Source organism: Paenibacillus hexagrammi, assembly GCF_021513275.1.
GTDB classification, from domain to species: Bacteria; Bacillota; Bacilli; order Paenibacillales; family NBRC-103111; genus Paenibacillus_E; species Paenibacillus_E hexagrammi.
The window spans coordinates 4421225-4441128 of sequence record NZ_CP090978.1 but is presented as its reverse complement, the minus strand read 5'-3'; the positions used below and the strand labels follow the sequence as shown (position 1 = coordinate 4441128).

The window sequence follows — 19904 nt, the reverse complement described above, 5'->3', positions numbered from 1 at the left end:
TTTAGTCAGTGACTGAACAACAACCAGGTTTAAGGTTTGATATTTATGAGCGTGTTCATCTGCAGGAGCAGCTCGCAGGCATTCAGGAGCTCAATGATATAGAGCTGGTGCCGCATATCCAAGTGCTGACGTTAGAGGACCAAGCGATTTTAAAAGGTAACCTGATGTTAACGGGGAGTTATTCCACAGAGCAAGAAGAGAATAGGACGCTGGAGCATCTAATTCCCGTTGAAATCACGCTTCCGCTAAACCGAATTCATCGGGTTGAAGACATTTTAGTCGAGATTGAGAATTTTGATGTTGATCTACTGTCAGCCAGAAGCTTGAATGTCACTGGAGTACTGTCCCTTCAAGGTGTTGAAATGGTATCAACGCCTGCTGACGATTGGAAAGACGACGAGGAATTGACATTCGTTCATGAAGCTGAGACTTACCGCAACGAAGTACCTCCTCCAGCCGTTGAAGCGGCTCCGGAGCCGGCAGCGGAGGTTCCTGCTGAGCCTGTACCCGTTGAACCTGCCGTACCAGCACCAGTACAGCCACCCGTGCAGGGAGAGCAGCCCGTATATGAGGCTCCAGATGTTCAAGAGCAGCCGATCGCGGAACCATCGCCGGTAAGCATGGAGCCCATGCACGATACGGATGCTGTAGGCTTGGAATCGATCCAAGCAGAGATCACCGAATTGAAGGTGACTCCCCATCCGGATAGCACGGTCGTTACGGAGGAAAAGAAGGAGCTCAAGGTCGCATTCGGCAAAAAAGCGAACGAGGCTGTGGATATCCAACCGTACGGCATTAAGTCGCTCATTTCGAAGGCAGGTTCTTTCTTTCAGGATAAGAGAGACCCTGAAACCAAAGCGGCGCCGCAGGAAGAAACGAAAATTGACGCTGTAGAGTGGAAACGATTGTTCCTCAATTCGGAATCGGGTTCTCAAGAATTCCGCAAAGTAAGAATGTGCATTGTGCAGCGGGAGGAAACGCTCGAGACGATTGCTAAGCGTTACGAGCTAAATCCACGAGAACTCCAGCTGTTTAACCGCCTTGGTGAGCAAGAGCTTACTACCGGGCAAGTGATTTATCTCCCGTAAAGCAAGGTGTACATAGATGTAAGCTACAAGGGCCTCCGGCTGCTGAGTGAAGCAGTCGGGGGTTCTTTTTTTGTTTTCACTTGACTTAGAGTCAGCTCTAAGGAGTACTGTGTTTTCAAAGGAGCTGATGTAGGATGAAAGATAAACAATCGAATGAAAGAGTAGTCGTCACGCAGTATGGAGGCCCGGGTGTGTTGAAGCTGATCGAAGAAGCTATGCCACAGCCCCTTGCAGGGGAGGTACGCATCAAAGTGCAAGCCGCTGGAGTCGCACTAGCTGATGCCATGAGGAGAGAAGGCCGATACCCTGGTTCGCCTTCCACACCATTTACACCGGGATATGATATAGTAGGAATCATAGATGCCATCGGTATTCAGGTAGACCCGCGGATCGGGCTTGGCACGAAAGCTGCAGCTTTTTTCCTGGCGTAGGCGGATACAGCCGGTATGTATGTGTGCCGGTAGAAGAGGTCATTCTTGTGCCTGAGGTGGTTCCTGCTATTGATGCGGCCGCAGTTATTCTGAATTACGTAACGGCCTATCAGCTGCTGTGCCGATGCGCTAGTTTGGTCGCAGGAGACACTGTCCTGATCCATGGCGCATCAGGCGGTGTTGGCACAGCCTTGCTTGATTTGGGCAGATTGTTCGAGCTTCGTATGTTTGGCACGGCTTCTTCGCGCAAACATGCCGCGTTGGAGTGTTACGGGGTCAGACTCATCGATTATCATAAAGAGGACTTTGTAGAACATATGCGGGAGCACGTGCCGAAGGGCGTTAAAGCAGTATTTGATCCTATTGGTTATGAAAATTGGGGACGCTCGCTACAAGTTCTTGGGCCTGATGGCGTGCTGGTCGGCTACGGATTTACCTCCATTTTGCAAGCGTCAGAAGCAGAGTCGCATAAATACGTGGAAGGCTGGAAGGCGCTAGATGGATCGGTGGAATCCGGCGCGGTTCAGCGCAAGGCTGTGACCTACAGCATAACCGGAGGCAAACAGCAGGATCCGGAAGCTTTCAGGACCGATTTGGAAGCTGTGTTTCAATTACTTGCAGATGGACAGATTCACCCGCAGATTGCACGATGCTTTTCGCTTGAGGACATTGAACAAGCCCACGTTTATTTGCACAGCCACGATAGCGTCGGCAAAATTATTTTAACCTTCTAAAAGGAGGTATTGTCTATGTTTATACGAGATGTGGAGGAGTTGACGGGACTCTCGTCCCATACGATCCGATATTATGAAAAATTAGGGTTGCTGCCTGCTGTCTCTCGCTCTGCTAGCGGCGTTCGGCAGTTTACTGAAGCGGATGTGCGCTTCTTGACCTTCGTTGCGTCTTTGAAGAAAACAGGAATGACCCTTGAGAACATCATCCTGTTTTTGCAGGAGGGCTGTCTTGTGGAGCGAGCCAAGAATGGCAAAATTCCTGCAAGAATTGTGAAGGAGCGTATTGAGCTGCTTGACCATCATAAAAAACAGCTGCTTCAGCAGCAAAAAGAGCTTGAGGCATTACTTGCAGCCGTCGACGTGAAGACGGAATATTATGAAAAGCTTCTTCAAGACCCCATGATCTTCGCGGATGAAGCATAAAGAGCAAATATTCGGTTATACTGGAAAATACGAAAAGATAGGCAACTATCGCGGTGTATATTGACTCTATTGAAAATGTTCGTTATCATATGGTGTAAATCATTTTGAGCAATATTGGAAACGTTGAAAGGGAGTAGTAAGCGGTATGCCCTTCAGAGAGTGGAACTGCAGCGCTGAAAGGTTCCATAGGTAACAGCCGATTGAAGTCGCCCTGGAGTTGTGAACGTGATTGGACCGTACGGCTTTCAGCCGCAGCGTCTTCAGCGTTTGCCGGCCACAGCCGTTATCTGTTTGAGAGCCATGTAACGCTTTTCGAGGTGACATGGAATGAAGGTGGTACCACGGAAGCAAGCCTTTCGTCCTTTGCGGCGAAAGGCTTATTTGTATTTTCACCTCCCAAACCCTCCTAATAGGAGGGCCCCAGGGGTTTCGCCCCCTGGACCACGAGCGATTGGAGCAGGGGGATAGGTAGGTGCTTGTTGGTGAATAGCGGCTGCTAGGAGCGCTTTCGTCCTGCGGAGGAGTGTCCAAGGACACTTCCTCCGCAGGACACGCTTGCACGCTAGACGCAAGAGCCGGAAGCGGAAGTTTTCCTACGGAAAACAGGGGAGCCCGTTCCTACGGGAACGAAGCTTGCAAGGGCAAAGAGCGCAAGAGCCGGAAGCGGAAGTTTTCCTACGGAAAACGTGGGAGCCCGTTCCCTACGGGAACGAAGCTCATAAGTGCCAAGCCCGTTCCCTGAAGGGAACGAAGCTCATAAGTGCCAAGCTCGTTCCCTGAAGGGAACGAAGCTCATAAGTGCCAAGCTCGTTCCCTGAAGGGAACGAAGCTCATAAGTGCCAAGCTCGTTCCCTGACGGGAATGAAGCTCGTAGAAGCGGAGAACAAATACATTAAAATACAGGTTTTGCGGCGTGCTGCAAAACCACGGAGGTAAACATATGAGCGAAACGAATCAAGCAGAGCAATTACAAATGCCTACCACCTACGACCCGAAGGAAGCGGAGCGCAAGTGGTACGACTACTGGATCAAGAATGAGTTCTTTAAAGCAGGCAACCGTCCTGACGCGGAGCCGTACACGATTGTCATTCCTCCTCCTAACGTAACAGGAATGCTGCACATCGGGCATGCCCTGGATTTTACGCTGCAGGATATTCTGGTCCGCACGAAGCGGATGCAAGGCTATGACACGCTATGGCTGCCTGGTTCGGACCACGCGGGGATTGCAACCCAAACTAAAGTGGAGCAAAAGCTGCGCGAGGAAGGCCAGTCTCGCTATGACCTGGGGCGCGAGAAGTTCCTGGAAAAAGTCTGGGAGTGGAAAGAGCATTATGCTGGCACGATCCGCGAGCAATGGGCGAAAATGGGCTTCTCGCTTGACTATTCACGCGAGCGTTTTACTTTGGACGAAGGGCTGTCCAAAGCAGTACGCGAAGTGTTCGTCAGTCTCTATGAAAAAGGCCTGATCTATCGCGGCAATTACATTATTAACTGGGACCCGGCGGCACGCACGGCGCTCTCCGATATTGAAGTGGAGTACAAAGAGGTTCAAGGGAATCTCTATCATTTGGAATATAAAACTACGGACGGCACAGGCTCCATCGTGGTAGCTACGACGCGTCCGGAAACAATGCTCGGTGATACAGCGGTTGCTGTTCATCCGGAGGATGAGCGTTACAAGCACCTCATCGGTAAGATGCTGCTGCTTCCGGTCGTAAATCGTGAAATTCCTATTATTGGCGACGAGTATGTAGAAAAAGAATTCGGGACCGGTGCGGTGAAGATTACGCCTGCTCATGATCCGAACGACTTTGAAGTGGGTAAGCGCCACGATCTGCCGCAGGTTCTTGTCATGGACGAATCAGGCACGATGAATGCCAACGCAGGGCCATACCAAGGGCTGGACCGTTTTGATTGCCGTAAGAAGCTTGTTAGTGACCTGAAGGAGCAGGGCGTTCTTCTGAAAATCGAAGAGCACGTGCATCAAGTCGGACACAGTGAGCGCAGCGGTGCGGTTATCGAGCCATATCTGTCCACGCAGTGGTTTGTGAAGATGCAGCCGCTTGCCGACAAAGCGATCGAAGCACAAAAATCCGGCAAAGGCGTGAACTTTGTGCCGGACCGTTTTGAAAGAACGTACTTGAACTGGATCGAAAATGTGCGCGACTGGTGTATTTCCCGTCAATTGTGGTGGGGACACCGAATTCCGGCATGGCACTGCTCGGATTGCGGTCAAGTGACGGTTTCTCGTGAAGATGCTGCAGTGTGCTCGCACTGCCAAAGCGCGAATATTAATCAAGATAATGATGTTCTAGATACGTGGTTCAGCTCCGGTTTGTGGCCGTTCTCGACGCTCGGCTGGCCGGAAAAAACAGCGGACTTGCAGCGTTTCTACCCAACGAACGTTCTGGTTACCGGCTACGACATCATCTATTTCTGGGTTGCTCGAATGATTTTCACGGCGCTTGAGTTTACGGAGCAAATTCCGTTTAAAGATGTGTTGATGCACGGTCTTGTGCGTGATTCTGAAGGACGCAAAATGTCCAAATCGCTCGGCAACGGCGTCGATCCGCTGGAAGTCATTGAGAAATACGGCGCAGATGCGATGAGATATATGATTTCTACAAGCAGCACGCCGGGGCAGGATTTGCGTTTCCGCTGGGAGCGCGTAGAGCAGGCGAGGAATTTTGCCAATAAGATCTGGAATGCGTCGCGCTTTGCTTTGATGAATTTGACGGATGTAACAGCAGCCGATATTGATTTGTCCGGTAAATTGGGTACAGCAGATCGTTGGATCTTGCACCGCTTAAATGAGACGGTTCGCGAAGTAACTCGCTTGATCGACAGCTATGAGTTCGGGGAAACGGGACGCCTGCTGTATAACTTTATTTGGGATGACCTGTGTGACTGGTATATCGAGTTCAGCAAGCTGAGCCTCTACGGTACGGATACTGAAGCTAAGAAGAAGACGCAGTCCGTTCTTGCCTATGTGCTTGATCAAACACAGCGCCTGATCCATCCGTTTATGCCATTCATTAGTGAAGAAATTTGGCAGCATCTGCCTCATGAAGGCGAGACGATTACGCTTGCTCCATGGCCGAAAGAGAACCCAGACTTCGCGGCGCCTGACGCGGTTCGTGAGATGGAACTGCTCATGGATGCGATCCGTTCCGTGCGTAATATTCGTGCTGAAGTGAATGTGCCGATGAGCAAAAAAATCGAACTGCTTGTTAAACCAGCTAGTGCGGAGACGCAAGCGATTTTACGCAGCAACGAAGAATACTTGAGACGCTTCTGCAACACATCCTTGCTGGAAATCGACACAGAGCTGTCCGCTCCTGAGAAAGCTATGACCGCTGTCGTAACCGGCGCAGAGCTGTATCTGCCGCTTGCAGGTCTCATTGACATCACGCAGGAGCTGGCCAGACTGGATAAGGAGCTGCAAACTCTACATGGCGAAGTAGCCCGAATTGAGAAAAAGCTCGCTAACGAAGGCTTTGTTGCCAAAGCGCCTGCCAAGGTGATTGAGGAAGAGAAGGCGAAGCTAGCAGATTATGCGGATAAGAGAGATAAAGTGATAGCTCGTTTAGCGGAATTAAAAGGATAAAGATGGAAAAATGTACGGTTGCCTAGTTGCATCAGCACGGCGATTCATATAGTAAATGAGGATGAGAAATGATGAAAGAAGATACTGTGGCGCGTGGGGCTTTCGAAAGCGCTCAAGAGGCGATTGATTGGATCGTCGGTCGAATGGAAAAGCTGGGAATCAAGCCGGGTCTTTCACGGATGCAGCTTCTTATGGAGAAGCTTGGTCATCCCGAGCGGAGACTGAAGTTTATCCATGTAGCCGGGACGAATGGTAAAGGCTCTACATGTGCCTACTTGGCATCGGTACTTCAGACTTGTGGATACGATGTCGGAACGTTTACTTCTCCATATTTGGAGAAATATACAAATCGTATTCAGGTCAACGGTACGGATATTGACGATGCTTCGCTGCTGAAGCTGGTGAATGAGATGAAGCCGATTGTGGACGAAATTGCAGAGACGGAGCTTGGCGCTCCGTCCATGTTTGAAATTTCCACGGCTCTGGCGATCCTCTATTTTGCCAAAGTGACTTACCCGGATTATGTGGTGTGGGAGACAGGACTAGGCGGAAGATTGGACTGCACGAATATCGTGAATCCTGTTGTTTCCGTCATTACCAATGTTGGACACGACCACATGGAGATTTTGGGAGATACGCTTGAACAAGTGGCGGCGGAGAAGGCTGGAATTATTAAAGCCGGAGTGCCTGTCATTACAGCTGTTCATCAGCCGGAAGTCTGGAAGGTTATTGAACAAGCTGCGAAGGAAAAGAAAGCTACACTGTACACACTAGGAACCCAATTTCGCTATTCCGTTGTCACAAGTAGGCTCGATCGCCAAACATTCGATTTCGAAGGTCCTTTCCGAGCGCTGAAGGAAGTTCCAATATCGCTAAACGGCGCCCACCAGGTAACGAACGCTGCTGTTGCTGTGATGACCCTTGAAGTGCTGCGCCAGTACTACGCTTGCATCGTTGACGACGAGGATTTATTCAAAGGCTTAGAGCAAACACGTTGGCCGGGGCGTCTGGAGATGGTTTCGAGTCATCCTCGGATTGTGCTTGACGGTGCGCATAACCCGGAAGGCGCCGAAACTTTAGCGGAAGCGCTTCGCAGCCTGTACTCGTACAAGCGGCTTCATTTTATGATGGGGATGCTATCTACTAAGAATCATACGGGCTATCTGAGGCATATACTACCATTGGTGGATACTCTCATCCTTACCGAACCAGATTTTCATAAAAAAGGGGATGCCTCCGAACTCGCAGACCTGGCGCGGGAACTCATGCATGATATGGACCGAAAGGTGGATATTGTGGTGGAGCGCGACTGGAAGCGTGCTTTGGAAGCCCTGACAAGCAGAACAGAGCAGGATGATCTGGCGGTCGTATCCGGCACGCTGTATTTAATCTCCGATGTTCGTTCTTGGATTACCAATCAAACCGATTCTGAAAAAGGATGGTGAGAACGACGTGAGTCAAGATCAACACGTACATTTTATCGGCATCGGCGGATACGGAATGAGTGCCATTGCCAAGGTAATGCTTGAAATGGGTTATCGAATTTCCGGTTCCGACTTAGCTGAGCAGGATTTAACTGCAAAGCTGAAAGCCAAAGGGGCTCAAGTATTCATCGGACATGAAGCGAGGAATGTATCCGGTGCGGATCTTGTAGTGTATTCTACGGCCTTATCGAAAGATAATGTAGAGATGCAGGCTGCTGAGGAGCTTAACATTCCCATTATTCACCGCTCACAGATGCTTGCAAGACTCATGAATGAACGCAAGGGCATCGCGGTTGCCGGGGCGCACGGCAAGACGACAACTTCTTCCATGATTGCGCTTGTTATGGAGAATACGGGACTAGACCCGACATACATTATTGGCGGAGAAATCATGAACGTCGGCAGTAACGCCAAGGCCGGCAAAGGGGAATTTGTCGTTGCCGAAGCGGATGAGAGCGACGGTACGTTCTTACAGTATCACCCTACGGTAGCTCTCGTGAACAACATTGAAGCAGATCACCTGGAGAATTACAACGGCGATTTTGAAAATTTAAAGAAGGCCTATGCGCAATTCTTGAGCCAGGTTCGTCCCGGTGGAAAGGCCGTTGTCTGCAATGACGATGGTTTCCTGCGTGAAATGATTCCGCAAATTCAAAGCGATGTGATTACCTATGGTATTCACACTGATTCCGATTATATGGCTTCTGACATCTCACTTGGTGACCGAAAAGTGACGTTCACTGTTCATTACCAAGGCAAAGAGCTTGGTCAGCTGGCTCTCTCGGTGCCAGGCAAGCATAATGTATATAATGCGCTTGCAACCTTGATCACTTGCTTGGAAGCAGGTTTAACGTTTGAGCAAGTCGCCGAAGCCATTCGCGAATTCCGTGGGGCTAAGCGCCGATTTCAGGTGCTCGGAGAAGTCAATAACATTCTTGTCATTGACGATTATGCGCACCACCCGACAGAAATTCAAGCGACGATAAGCGCGGCTAAGGCAACGGGCAAGCGAATTATTGCCGTGTTCCAGCCACAGCGGTATACGAGAACGTATTATTTATTCGAGCAGTTCAGCCGCTCGTTTGAAGAGGCTGACGAAGTCATCATAACCGATATTTATTCTCCTGCCGGAGAGAAACGGATCGAGGGCGTCGATTCCGCCAAATTGGTGGAGTTGATCCGCAGCAATAGTAACCCGAACGTGCAGCATATTCCGACGAGGGATGAAGTGCTCGAATATGTAATCGGCCACGTCGCACCTGGAGATTTGGTGCTGACTATGGGGGCAGGGGATATTTGGAAGGCTGCGGACGGATTAGCTAAAGTACTCCGCGGAAAGTATGAGACATAATGGATAGAGATATGCTGCAGGCATTAGGCTTGCAGCATTTTTTTGTCTGTATGCACATGAGTCAAACTATTGATAAATAGGAAGTAGGCTGCAAGATTTGCAAGTTTTATAGATTTGCCAGTCATAATTCAATTCTCTCTATCATATTTTAGTATCAAGATGATGTTGGACAAGGAGAGAAGATATGATGAATAAAGGAAGAATTACATATCGTTTTAATGAACAGGACCGTCAGGAGCCCACTCGAAGAGCATCTAAGAAAGAGGAAAAAGTGATTCCGCTTCATCAGGAGGAGTTTGAAGTTGTAGAAACACAAGTGGAAGATACTGCGGAACAGATCACTCATTTGCATAGAGCCGAGCGTGAACAGGTGGAGAGTATGTTTGAACCGCATGCACTCAACACCTTCACGACGGATTTTGGGAGTTGGAACAGCCCGATTGAGAGCGAAAGTGAACGAGTAGAGCGAATCATTCGAGATTCACAGGCAGAGCGAAGCAGAGAGGAACAACCTAAAGCGCCAATTCAAGGAGATTCTGATGACTGGGCCTCTTGGTCGCGCAAAGGGCCGTATATTGAGCCTGAAGTAGGGACTCGCTATGCGAAGACGACCGTTACGTCTTGGGGCCGAATCGCTACTTCTGTGGCGGGGGCCGTAATCACCGGTGTTGCTTTTGGATTTTTTGTTCTTTCCATGTTTTCGGACTCCACAGACGGACAGCCAGGTAAAATTGTTCAGTCGGCAGCCAATACACAAACAGCTGTACAAGACAAAGCGGTTGGTGCGTCTGCAGTTCCGGCTAACGCGAACGCTGCGGGGGATGCTGCTGTGCCAGTTTCGGCGGGCATTGCAGTAACACCTGTTCAACTTTCTGCCAAATCCTACGCTTTCCTGCAAAACGGCGTGTTCAGCACGAAACAGAGCGCAGTTTCCGCACAAGACGGCTTGAAGAAGCTTGGACTAGCCTCCGCATTGGATGAGAGTGATAAGCTTACTGTCTTCGTAGGCTTCGCTCCGAGCCGCGACGATGCGCTGGCATTAAGTCAGCAACTGCAAGATAAACAAGTGGAGGTTTATGTGAAAAGTATGGATATCCCGGCCGTATCCGGCATTCGTTGGAGCGGGTCTAAGCCAGACTCGGTAGCACCGTTTTTGACTGAAGGGGATAAGCTGGTCCAAACGATAAGCGGACTGACGGTAGTGCATCTGCCGGAAGCCAAGCTTACTTCCTTAAGCGATACTTCGCTGCAAGCGATTCGAACCAGCCACCAGACGATGACAGGTCTTGCGGCATCAATGAATGAAGGTCTGGCTGATCCATTGAAGCCATATGTGCAAAAAATGATTACAGCTGCTAACAGCGCCGTGCAATCCATGGAAGAGTATAAGAAAGCACCATCAACCGCTATGCTGTGGCAGGCTCAGACATCCATGATGCAATATATCATCGCAGAGAAGGCCTTACTGAAAGAAATTGCTGCTTCTTAAATCGTAGAAAAAGATGAAACTCAGCATTTTAATGGAAAACACAGTGATCGGAGAAATGCTGCTAAAGCTCGTAACGGACCCAGCCTGATCAGCAAACTAAAGAAGCATTCAATTCCCTCGCAACGGAATTGAATGCTTCTTTTTCTTTTAAACCTCATGCTCCCATGTACATAAGGCTAAGCTATTTGGCGCTAAGCGTGCTGAAATAACGATCCATCATGACAGCCGTTTCAGCTCTGCTGATAGGGAGATCCGGTTTAAAATCTCGGTCTGTCACACCGTTAATGATACCTTGCTTCTTCAGAGAATAAATGGCGTCCGCGCTCCAAAGCGAGGCAGGCACATCTGAAAAAGAAGGAGTTATTACAGCTTTTGTTATAGAAGCTGATTTTCCAACCTGTAGTAAACGGTTGAAAAGGACAGCTACCTCGGCTCTTGAGATCGGTTTATCCGGCCCAATCGTTCCATCCGAATATCCCTGCAGTAAGCCTAGCTGAGCTGCTTTTCGCATCGTGGTGCTTGCCCAATGCGTTGCAGGCAGGTCTTTGTACGATGCTGCTTGGCTTGTCCTTGTCCCGCTAGTCGCTGGTTTGCAACCATACACGGAGGATGTCACGGATACAGTGCTTGAGCAAGCTTGCAAAAGCTTGGAGAAGTCAAAGGCACGGTCCATAATGGTTACAAATTCCGCTCGGGTCAATGCGCGATTAGGCTCATATAGATTCCCGATGCCTTCTACCAATCCCTTATCCTTCATTCTTAGGATCGCTTCCCGGGCCCAATGTCCGATCGTGTCGGTGAAGACAGGAGGAGCGTAGGCTTCGATTCCTTTCTCAATGTGTTCCGCCATAGCGGCCGGATCGATGGATCGGCAAGTAAAGCCGAATCGGTGTAGCTGCTCAAGAATGCAGTTTCCACAAGAATACTAGGAATCTTCCCCATTCTCGCCACATAGACTGCGCTGGGAACTAGTCCAAGATTCTTGGTTCCGGCTGCGGTTACAAGAGAGTTCAGCACTTTTTGCGCCAGATCCTTGCTATAAGGGGTCATGATTTTCATTTCTTCGCTTGCCGGATAATCCTCCTGCGGATAATCCTTGTCGTAGTAGAGAACCATAGTCCCGTTAGTTTTCGAATTATTAATAGAATTCGCATGGACAGATACGAAAAGATCGGCATTCTGCTGATTGGTAAAAGCAACGCGATCCGCAAGAGAGATATACCGGTCGTCGGTACGTGTCATCGCTACTTCATAGCCGCTGCGAGCAAGATCGTCTCGCAGTCGTTGCGCAATATCGAGAGTCACATCTTTTTCTTGCAGGCCATTAACGCCTATCGCTCCAGGATCAGAGCCGCCATGTCCGGCGTCGACAACAACTTTGTAGGCGAATGCCTGATAAGGAAATGAAAGCATAAATACGGATGACAAAATGAGCAGTTTTTTTCGCAGGTTCATCTTAGGCTGTCCCTCCACACACTATCTTACTAGGATCAGCTCTCTGTGTAAGCAGGTAAGATACGGTATTGGGCTAACGGGCTGTGCAGTTTCGTTTGATCCATATAAGAACTTGCAAGTATAATAGGCTTGTACCTTCTGGAGAGGATGCCATTCATGAAAAAAACACGCTAACCCTTATACTGTTTTTGGTAATCGGACTTATTACAGGAATTATCGTCGGGCAGTTGCTCATGCCGGTTTCCGCGCTTTCTTTCCTGACTAAGTCTGCGCAAATCACGTGGGAGCCCAAAGCGGATTTGCAAGTGTTAAAGTACGAGCTGCACCTTCAGATTAAACTCAATTTGTGCAGTATCCTTGGGTTGACAGGCGGTTTCTTTTTATTCCGCAAGCTGTAAGTCTGGGCAAAAATAGAATGAGAACATAAAACGGATAGGAGATGTTATACATATGAGTGCTGCTAAGCTTCCCACCCTTATACTTGCTTCATCCTCGCCGCGTAGGCAGGAGCTGATCCAATCGCTCGGACTTCCTTATATCATTCGTGTCAGTGACGCGGATGAGTCCGTGGAGGGTCAAATAACTCCCGCGGAAATGGTAGAAATGCTATCGGTTCGCAAAGCGTCCACAGTTCGGGAGATGATCCAGAGTGAGGATATAGAAGGCGTGATTATCGGATCGGATACCGTTGTGGTGCATCAAGGCGAAGTACTTGGCAAGCCGGTCAACGAGGAGGATTCCTTCCGAATGCTAAAGGGCCTCCAGGGCGCAGTGCATGAGGTATTTAGTGGAGTAGCTTGTATCGATGCGAAATCCGGTAAGATGACAGTTTCTCATCAAGTAACCAAGGTGAGTATGAAGCCGTTAACGGATGAACAGATCTGGAACTATATTGCTACAGGTGAGCCAAAGGACAAAGCGGGGTCCTATGCTATTCAAGGCTTGGGCGCTACCATTGTAAAATCAATAGAGGGTGATTATTTTAATGTGGTGGGTTTGCCCATATCCATGCTCAGCGATATGCTCCTGACCTTTGATATCCGTGTACTGTGACAAGACTTTCATTGACTCGTCAATCTGTAACGGTTACAATGACAGAAAGAACTAAAAAATGAAGCGCTACAATTCTTCTAGGAGGGGAGCTGTCATGAACAGCGAATTTACGATAGCCGTGCACAGCCTCGTGTTGCTGGCCCATTTGCCTGAGCATATGGCAACCAGCGAAGAAATCGCAGCGAATGTATCTACGCACTCAGCTAGGATTCGCAAAGTAATGGGCTGTCTTCGCAAAGCCGGATATGTAGAAACCAAAGAAGGGATTGGCGGGGGATTCATTCTGAAGTGCGATCCCAGTCAAGTAACCCTTGCAGAAATTTATCGTATCACCAGTCAAGGTACACTTAAGCCAAGCTGGTGCTCCGGCGACGCGAGCAAAAGCTGCATGATATCCTCACAAATGGATAAATTAATGAGTCATGTGTTCGCTGATGCGGAGAAACAGATGGAGGCCTATTTTGAACAACATACGATTGGCAGCCTGCTTAGTCGCCTTCATTCATTTGGCTGCTCCAATTCGAAGCCTATACAACATTTATCCTAGAAGCCCTTGGATCTCAACATCCAGGGCTTTTTTATTTTGTTCAAGCAGGCTGTCCGATTATGAATGGGATGCAAGCTTGTGACACAATCTACAGGAGGGAAGAGGGGAATTCATGGAAGTAATGAACATGTTAATCAGAGAGGTGCCTGCTGATGAACGGCCGAGAGAGCGAATGCTGCAATATGGAGCGGAGGCTCTTAGCCATGCTGAGCTGCTGGCTATCTTGCTTCGCACGGGGACTTTAGCTGAGTCGGCGGTGGGGCTTGCCCGTCGAATCTTATGTGAAAGCGGGGGGCTGCGCGGCTTAGTGGATATGAGCAGAGAGCAGTTAACCGGAATTAAGGGGATCGGAGATGCCAAAGCGCTGCAGATTCTCGCAGGAATTGAGCTAGGCCGTAGATTGGCTAAATCTGCGTTAACAGAGAGAGTCACCATTCGTTCACCTAAGGATGTAGCGGAGCTGCTTAGCGAGGAGTTAAGATATCTACAGAAGGAGCACTTTGTTTGTTTATTTTTGAATACGAAAAACCATGTGCTCGCTCAGGAGACGCTGTCAATGGGAAGCTTGAATGCGTCTATCGTTCATCCGAGAGAGGTGTTCCGGGCTGCAATCAAACGAAGCAGTGCGTCCATTGTTTGTGTTCACAATCATCCAAGCGGCGATCCGACGCCGAGTCCGGAGGATGTATCGCTAACCCAGAGGCTGGTGGAAGCAGGCTCAATTATCGGCATTGAAGTGCTGGATCATGTTATCATTGGTGATCAAAGATTCATAAGTTTGAAGGAACAAGGTTTTATGTAATATAATAATCATTATGCTCATTGTCAGGCATAACAGGAAAGGAGCAACAACCATGTTCGGTGGTTTTACGAAGGATTTAGGTATTGATTTAGGCACTGCGAACACATTGGTGTATGTGAAAGGCAGAGGAATTATTGTCAGGGAGCCGTCGGTCGTTGCCCTGCGTACGGATACAAAAACAATTGAAGCTGTAGGAGATGCCGCAAAAAAAATGATTGGTCGAACACCCGGCAACATTCGGGCTATTCGCCCCATGAAAGACGGTGTGATCGCTGATTTCGAAACAACTTCTACAATGATTAAATATTTTTTAAAGCAGGCTCAGAAGCAAAGATGGCTATTCCAAAGACATCCGAACGTTATGGTTTGCGTGCCTTCCGGCATTACAGCCGTCGAAAAACGCGCTGTTGAGGATGCTACCAAGCAGGCGGGCGCCAGGGACGCATACACCATTGAGGAGCCGTTCGCAGCCGCTATAGGAGCCGATCTGCCGGTATGGGAGCCGACAGGCAGCATGGTTGTGGATATCGGTGGAGGAACGACCGAGGTGGCGGTTATCTCACTAGGAGGAATCGTAACCAGCCGCTCGATTCGGATTGCTGGGGATGAGATGGACGATGCAATCATTCAATACGTCAAACGTACATATAATCTGATGATCGGCGAAAGAACGGCTGAGCTCCTGAAGATGGAGATTGGGTCTGCGCTGCCGATGGACCGTCCAGAAACGATTGAAATTCGTGGACGCGACCTCGTTACAGGCCTGCCGAAGACGCTTAGTGTTTCTTCCGATGAGATTTCCGAAGCGCTTCAGGATACAGTAAATGCGATCGTAGACGCCGTCAAGGTAACATTGGAAAAATGTCCTCCGGAGCTTTCGGCAGATATTATGGATAGAGGTATCGTACTAACCGGTGGAGGCGGCTTGCTCCGTAATCTGGACAGGTTGCTTGCCAGAGAGACCGGTATGCCTGTGCTGGTTGCAGAGAATCCTTTGGACTGCGTAGCGGTGGGAACCGGACGTGCGCTGGAAAACATTCATCTGTTCAAGACAAGATCTGGACCAACGTCTAGATATAAGAGATAACAAACGGATGACTCCATCTAGACTGTCGGTAAAGGGAAGGTATTGGACCTGCTTTATCGACAATCTGAACGGATGAATCCGTTAAAATGGCCCTAGAAGGTGTTTACTTTGTTTAAATTTTTGGGGAATAAGAGGCTGATCTTTCTGATGTTCGGCCTGATCTGCTTTTTTATCTTAATGGGACTGACGCTTGGTCCACGTGTGCCGATGACCTGGCCGGAGAAATTCGTCAAAGATTCGGTATCGTGGACGCAAGGTCTTTTCTACAAGCCCGCTGCTGCGATAGCGGGTTTCTTTGAGGATATCCGCGAGCTTCGTGTCATCTATGAAGAGAACAAGACGTTGAAGCTAACATTAACGCAATATGCCAGGGATACGCAGCGTCTCAATGAGTTGGAGGCGCAAAACAAGCGGCTAATGGAAGCTCTCGGCTTTACAGAACGCCAAAGGCAAACGAATAACTACATCTATCGGATTGCCGAAGTCGTCACCGTAAGCACGGACCCATACAACAGCGCAACAACCATTAATTTAGGGGATACGGACGGCATTAAGGAAAATATGGCGGTTATGACGGTTGACGGCTTGGTTGGAAGGGTGAGCAAGGTTTTTGGCTTTCATTCCAATGTACAGCTGCTTAAGGAAATTACCGATACGGATAACAATTCCAAGGCGATTGCCGTAACGGTAAAAGGAAATGATGATGTATTCGGCATGATTGAGTCCTATGATAAGAGCGGAGAGCTTGTCATGAATAAAGTGGATCAAGGTGATCAAATCAAAGTCGGAGACACGATCATCACATCGGGCTTGGGCCAAGTCTTCCCAAAAGGAATTGAGGTCGGCACCGTTACATCCATCGGACCCGGGGAATTCGGCATTACACAGAAGGTCATGGTGAAGCCGAAGGCTTCATTTACTCATATCCGTGAAGTGTTTGTCGTCGAAGTCCCGGAAGTGAAATGAGGTGACGGTAACTTGGTGACGCGGCATTTGCTCTGGATCATTTTATTTGCACTCTTTGTCTTGCAAGGTTCGATCGTACCGCTGCTCATTCCTTCCTCCTGGATGGATCAGGTATACGTCAGCCCGCATTTAACCTTAGTATTTGTTATTTACATAGCCTTGTTCCATCATCGCCATTCTGCCTTGATTTATGGTCTTTTATTCGGACTTTTACAGGATTTTGATTATTATACTTCCATGCTGGGCGTGTATTCGTTCGGCATGGGGCTCACAGCATATTTAGCAGGGCTTGTCCAGAGAAGACAACCGAATCTGATCTTTTACAATTTGCTGATTACAGGCTTGGGATTGTGCTTATTTGAGGCTATAAATTACGGTATTAACCGGTTGTTTAAATTGATCGACGTAAGCTTTGAATTCGCCCTCACCCATTACATGCTCCCCAGCGTTTTGTTTAACCTGCTTTTTGCGCTTATTTGCTACGTTCCGATCCGCAAGCTGCTCGAATCCATGCTAACGCCCAAAAGTGGAGAAGATGATTAAAAAAATAAGAGCAAAGAAGGAAATTCCAGAACGCGAACCGAAATCTATAGGTTGGGGGGTCGGAACGCGCTTATGACTGCGATCAAACATCATGTTACGATAAAAGGGGTCAAAGACGGCCTTGTATTTCTGCTAAATGATACATGTGAGTGGAATGATCTGCTCCGTGAACTTCAGCACAAGCTTGAGAAAACACATCAGCAAATCTTGACAGGGCCCATCATCCATGTACATGTTAAACTTGGAGCAAGGGAAGCCACTGAGGAGCAAAAGGAAGAAATTCGGGCGATTATTCGGCAAAAAGGTAATCTGCTCATTCAATCAATAGATAGCGAGCTTCCGGCACAAGAGGACTTGGAATCGGAGGAAGCGGCGATTAAAATGCTCAAAGGGATGGTTCGCTCAGGGCAGACGCTCAGGCATGAGGGTAATCTGCTCTTCCTTGGCGACGTGAATCCGGGGGGAACCATCATCAGCACGGGAAACATTTATGTAATGGGTTCACTGCGCGGAATGGCGCATGCTGGAGTCGACGGTGATGAAACAGCGATTATCGCGGCGTCCCATATGCGCCCCACTCAACTGCGAATCGCGGGAATTATTAGCCGTCCTCCCGATGAATGGGGAATTGAAGAGGCGTTCATGGAATTCGCCTATATAAAAGACGGAAAAATGGAAATCGACAAGCTACATCAGATTCACCGACTATGGCCGGAAGCTGTGCAAGGGCAAAGCTGATAGATGGAAAATGGAAAAGTGGGAGTGAGAATATATGGGAGAAGCAATCGTAGTCACTTCAGGTAAAGGCGGCGTCGGCAAAACAACGACTTCGGCCAATTTAGGTACGGCATTAGCGCTTCAGGGCAAGAAGGTTTGCATGGTTGATACGGACATCGGACTGCGCAATCTGGACGTCGTTATGGGGCTCGAGAACCGGATTATCTATGACTTGGTTGACGTCGTTGAAGGACGTTGCAGACTTCCGCAGGCTCTGATCAAAGACAAGCGGTTTGACGAGCTTTACTTGCTACCTGCTGCTCAAACGAAGGACAAGCACGCCGTATCACCGGAAGATGTGAAAGCCATTATCTTGGAATTGAAAAAGGATTTTGATTTCGTTATCATAGATTGTCCCGCAGGTATTGAGCAGGGATTTAAGAATGCAGTCGCTGGAGCTGACAAAGCCGTTGTGGTCACCACTCCGGAGAATGCAGCTGTACGGGACGCAGATCGAATTATCGGATTGCTTGAAAATGAAAAAATATCTTCGCCTAAGTTGGTCATAAACCGGATTCGGCCGAATATGGTCAAAAAGGGTGAAATGCTCGATATTGATGAGATTTGCTCCGTGCTTGCCATTGATCTGCTGGGTATTGTGCCGGATGACGAACACGTCATCAAGGCGGCGAATACAGGTGAGCCAACAGTTATGAACCCGACATCGCGCGCAGCGATCGCCTACCGGAATATCGCAAGGCGCATTCTGGGAGACACGGTGCCGCTTATGCCGCTCGACGACAAGACAGGGTTCCTGACGCGTATGAAAAAGTTTATCGGGATAGGATGATCCTTCTTGCTTGCTAAACTGAAAAACATTGATTTACCGATTGTCGGCATTTTGATTGCATTTATGGTCATTAGTTCCATGATGGTGTACAGTTCGTCGGTAGACCATCCGAAGATTCATATTGGAGTGGGCAAAGTTCTGGCGCTGTATGCGGTAGGACTTGTCGCGTTTCTTGCGATGAGTTTGTTTGATTTTCGCGTGCTGGTTCGTGTAGCGACGTATTTGTACGCCGCCGGTGTGCTATCCTTGATCGTTGTTTATTTCTTTGGAACGGAGATCCATGGGGCCAAGGGCTGGTTCGAGCTGCCCGGCGGAATGACCTTTCAGCCTGCCGAACTGGTGAAGCTGATTCTGATTATCGCCGTGACCGCTATCTTAACCAGAAGGAACGGCGAGCCGTTGGGACTGACGAGAGATGTGATTCCCGTAGGACTGACCGTCCTTCTTCCTTTTTTGCTCGTACTCATTCAGCCCGACTTGGGGAACGCCATTATTTTTGTGATTATACTGGTCGGCATGTTCTGGATCGGGAATATTAAGTACACGCATGTCTTGATCAGCTTGGTGGTTTTGGCTGGACTGGGCTACTTGTGCCTAACGCTCTACATGCATTTTCACAGTCAGTTATATGAATTCTTAAGTAAGTACCATTTCAGTCACTGGATGGACCGAATCGATACGTACTTGTACCCGCAGGAAGTATCGGAAGACGACAGCTACCAGGTTCGTAATGCAATCAGGGCTATTGGCTCTGGCGGTCTGGAAGGGGAGGGCTACCTGAAGGGGACGTCCGTTCACAGTAATTTTATCCCGTTTGCTTATTCCGATTCTATATTTGTTGTTGTTGGAGAGGAATTCGGCTTTCGAGGCTCGGCGCTGCTCCTGCTGATCTATTTTCTGCTGATTTACCGGATGATTTTGATCTCCATCCAGAGCACTCACCTTAGCGGGGCGTACATCGTTGTCGGCGTTGTTTCGATGTTTGTTTTTCAAATCTTTGAGAACGTCGGAATGATGATCGGCATTATGCCGCTTACCGGGATTACACTTCCTTTTGTCAGTTATGGAGGTACCTCGCTCTTAATCAACATGCTGTCACTGGGGCTTGTGATGAGCGTTAAGCTGCATCAGGATAAGGAGCCTGAGTTGTTTTAAGTATAGAGTCTACCTCTTATAGAGTTCTTCGGCTTATGGGCTGAAGGACTCTTTTCTTTGTCTTGTCCTCATAATCCTGTCCTTGTCCTCATAGTCTGTAGTATGCAAGCTATCGATCAGGA

The 19904-nt window shown here is 48.7% G+C and carries 20 protein-coding genes and 1 other annotated feature; of the genes, 18 read left to right on the top strand and 2 right to left on the bottom strand.

Annotated elements, in window-relative coordinates:
• The first annotated feature begins 8 nt into the window (after window positions 1-8).
• The 8 genes from L0M14_RS20020 (at window position 9) to L0M14_RS19985 (ending at window position 10607) form a co-directional block, all read left to right on the top strand.
• Complete coding sequence (locus tag L0M14_RS20020) at window positions 9-1088, top strand: LysM peptidoglycan-binding domain-containing protein (protein ID WP_235118358.1); 1080 nt, start codon at window positions 9-11, stop codon at window positions 1086-1088.
• Between the two features lie 134 nt (window positions 1089-1222).
• On the top strand, window positions 1223-1519 hold the full coding sequence (locus tag L0M14_RS20015; protein WP_235118357.1) for an alcohol dehydrogenase catalytic domain-containing protein: 297 nt from the start codon (window positions 1223-1225) through the stop codon (window positions 1517-1519).
• Window positions 1520-1542: 23 nt separating this feature from the next.
• Window positions 1543-2253 carry a zinc-binding dehydrogenase gene (locus tag L0M14_RS20010; RefSeq protein WP_235118356.1) on the top strand — a complete coding sequence of 237 codons (711 nt, stop codon included), beginning with the start codon at window positions 1543-1545 and terminating at the stop codon, window positions 2251-2253.
• 15 nt (window positions 2254-2268) lie between these two features.
• Window positions 2269-2676, top strand: coding sequence for a MerR family transcriptional regulator (locus tag L0M14_RS20005; RefSeq protein WP_235118355.1), 408 nt, complete (start codon window positions 2269-2271; stop codon window positions 2674-2676).
• Between the two features lie 114 nt (window positions 2677-2790).
• Window positions 2791-3043, top strand: a binding site (T-box leader).
• Window positions 3044-3616: 573 nt separating this feature from the next.
• A complete protein-coding gene (locus tag L0M14_RS20000) occupies window positions 3617-6283 on the top strand; it encodes a valine--tRNA ligase (protein ID WP_311198748.1) in 2667 nt (888 codons plus the stop codon).
• Window positions 6284-6354: 71 nt separating this feature from the next.
• Window positions 6355-7728, top strand: coding sequence for a bifunctional folylpolyglutamate synthase/dihydrofolate synthase (locus L0M14_RS19995; RefSeq protein WP_235122977.1), 1374 nt, complete (start codon window positions 6355-6357; stop codon window positions 7726-7728).
• A 55-nt stretch (window positions 7729-7783) separates the two neighbouring features.
• Window positions 7784-9118 (top strand): UDP-N-acetylmuramate--L-alanine ligase, encoded by a 1335-nt coding sequence (gene murC, locus L0M14_RS19990; RefSeq protein ID WP_405031105.1) that lies wholly within the window; start codon window positions 7784-7786, stop codon window positions 9116-9118.
• Window positions 9119-9302: 184 nt separating this feature from the next.
• On the top strand, window positions 9303-10607 hold the full coding sequence (locus tag L0M14_RS19985) for a hypothetical protein (RefSeq protein ID WP_235118353.1): 1305 nt from the start codon (window positions 9303-9305) through the stop codon (window positions 10605-10607).
• 181 nt (window positions 10608-10788) lie between these two features.
• Here L0M14_RS19985 and L0M14_RS19980 read toward each other — a convergent pair whose 3' ends face one another.
• The gene (locus L0M14_RS19980) at window positions 10789-11364 is read right to left on the bottom strand and encodes an S-layer homology domain-containing protein (RefSeq protein ID WP_235118352.1); all 576 of its coding nucleotides are present in this window, start codon (window positions 11362-11364) and stop codon (window positions 10789-10791) included.
• A gap of 2 nt (window positions 11365-11366) precedes the next feature.
• A complete protein-coding gene (locus L0M14_RS19975; RefSeq protein ID WP_235118351.1) occupies window positions 11367-12062 on the bottom strand; it encodes an N-acetylmuramoyl-L-alanine amidase family protein in 696 nt (231 codons plus the stop codon).
• Between the two features lie 95 nt (window positions 12063-12157).
• Here L0M14_RS19975 and L0M14_RS19970 point away from each other — a divergent pair, with 95 nt between their 5' ends.
• The 10 genes from L0M14_RS19970 to L0M14_RS19925 all read left to right on the top strand — a co-directional run bounded on the left by L0M14_RS19970 (window position 12158) and on the right by L0M14_RS19925 (window position 19782).
• On the top strand, window positions 12158-12460 hold the full coding sequence (locus L0M14_RS19970; protein ID WP_311198747.1) for a DUF4321 domain-containing protein: 303 nt from the start codon (window positions 12158-12160) through the stop codon (window positions 12458-12460).
• A gap of 52 nt (window positions 12461-12512) precedes the next feature.
• Complete coding sequence (locus L0M14_RS19965; protein ID WP_235118350.1) at window positions 12513-13115, top strand: Maf family protein; 603 nt, start codon at window positions 12513-12515, stop codon at window positions 13113-13115.
• A 94-nt stretch (window positions 13116-13209) separates the two neighbouring features.
• The gene (locus tag L0M14_RS19960; protein WP_235118349.1) at window positions 13210-13662 is read left to right on the top strand and encodes an RrF2 family transcriptional regulator; all 453 of its coding nucleotides are present in this window, start codon (window positions 13210-13212) and stop codon (window positions 13660-13662) included.
• Between the two features lie 112 nt (window positions 13663-13774).
• Window positions 13775-14464 carry a RadC family protein gene (radC, locus tag L0M14_RS19955; RefSeq protein ID WP_311198746.1) on the top strand — a complete coding sequence of 230 codons (690 nt, stop codon included), beginning with the start codon at window positions 13775-13777 and terminating at the stop codon, window positions 14462-14464.
• Window positions 14465-14516: 52 nt separating this feature from the next.
• Window positions 14517-15551 carry a rod shape-determining protein gene (locus L0M14_RS19950; RefSeq protein ID WP_235118348.1) on the top strand — a complete coding sequence of 345 codons (1035 nt, stop codon included), beginning with the start codon at window positions 14517-14519 and terminating at the stop codon, window positions 15549-15551.
• 99 nt (window positions 15552-15650) lie between these two features.
• Window positions 15651-16517 (top strand): rod shape-determining protein MreC, encoded by an 867-nt coding sequence (gene mreC, locus L0M14_RS19945; RefSeq protein WP_311198745.1) that lies wholly within the window; start codon window positions 15651-15653, stop codon window positions 16515-16517.
• A 15-nt stretch (window positions 16518-16532) separates the two neighbouring features.
• The gene (mreD, locus tag L0M14_RS19940) at window positions 16533-17060 is read left to right on the top strand and encodes a rod shape-determining protein MreD (RefSeq protein WP_235118346.1); all 528 of its coding nucleotides are present in this window, start codon (window positions 16533-16535) and stop codon (window positions 17058-17060) included.
• A 72-nt stretch (window positions 17061-17132) separates the two neighbouring features.
• A complete protein-coding gene (gene minC / locus L0M14_RS19935; protein ID WP_235118345.1) occupies window positions 17133-17798 on the top strand; it encodes a septum site-determining protein MinC in 666 nt (221 codons plus the stop codon).
• A gap of 34 nt (window positions 17799-17832) precedes the next feature.
• Entirely contained in the window at window positions 17833-18627 is a 795-nt protein-coding gene (minD, locus tag L0M14_RS19930) for a septum site-determining protein MinD (protein WP_235118344.1), read from the top strand.
• Window positions 18628-18633: 6 nt separating this feature from the next.
• Window positions 18634-19782 carry an FtsW/RodA/SpoVE family cell cycle protein gene (locus tag L0M14_RS19925; protein ID WP_235118343.1) on the top strand — a complete coding sequence of 383 codons (1149 nt, stop codon included), beginning with the start codon at window positions 18634-18636 and terminating at the stop codon, window positions 19780-19782.
• The last annotated feature ends 122 nt before the right edge of the window (window positions 19783-19904 follow it).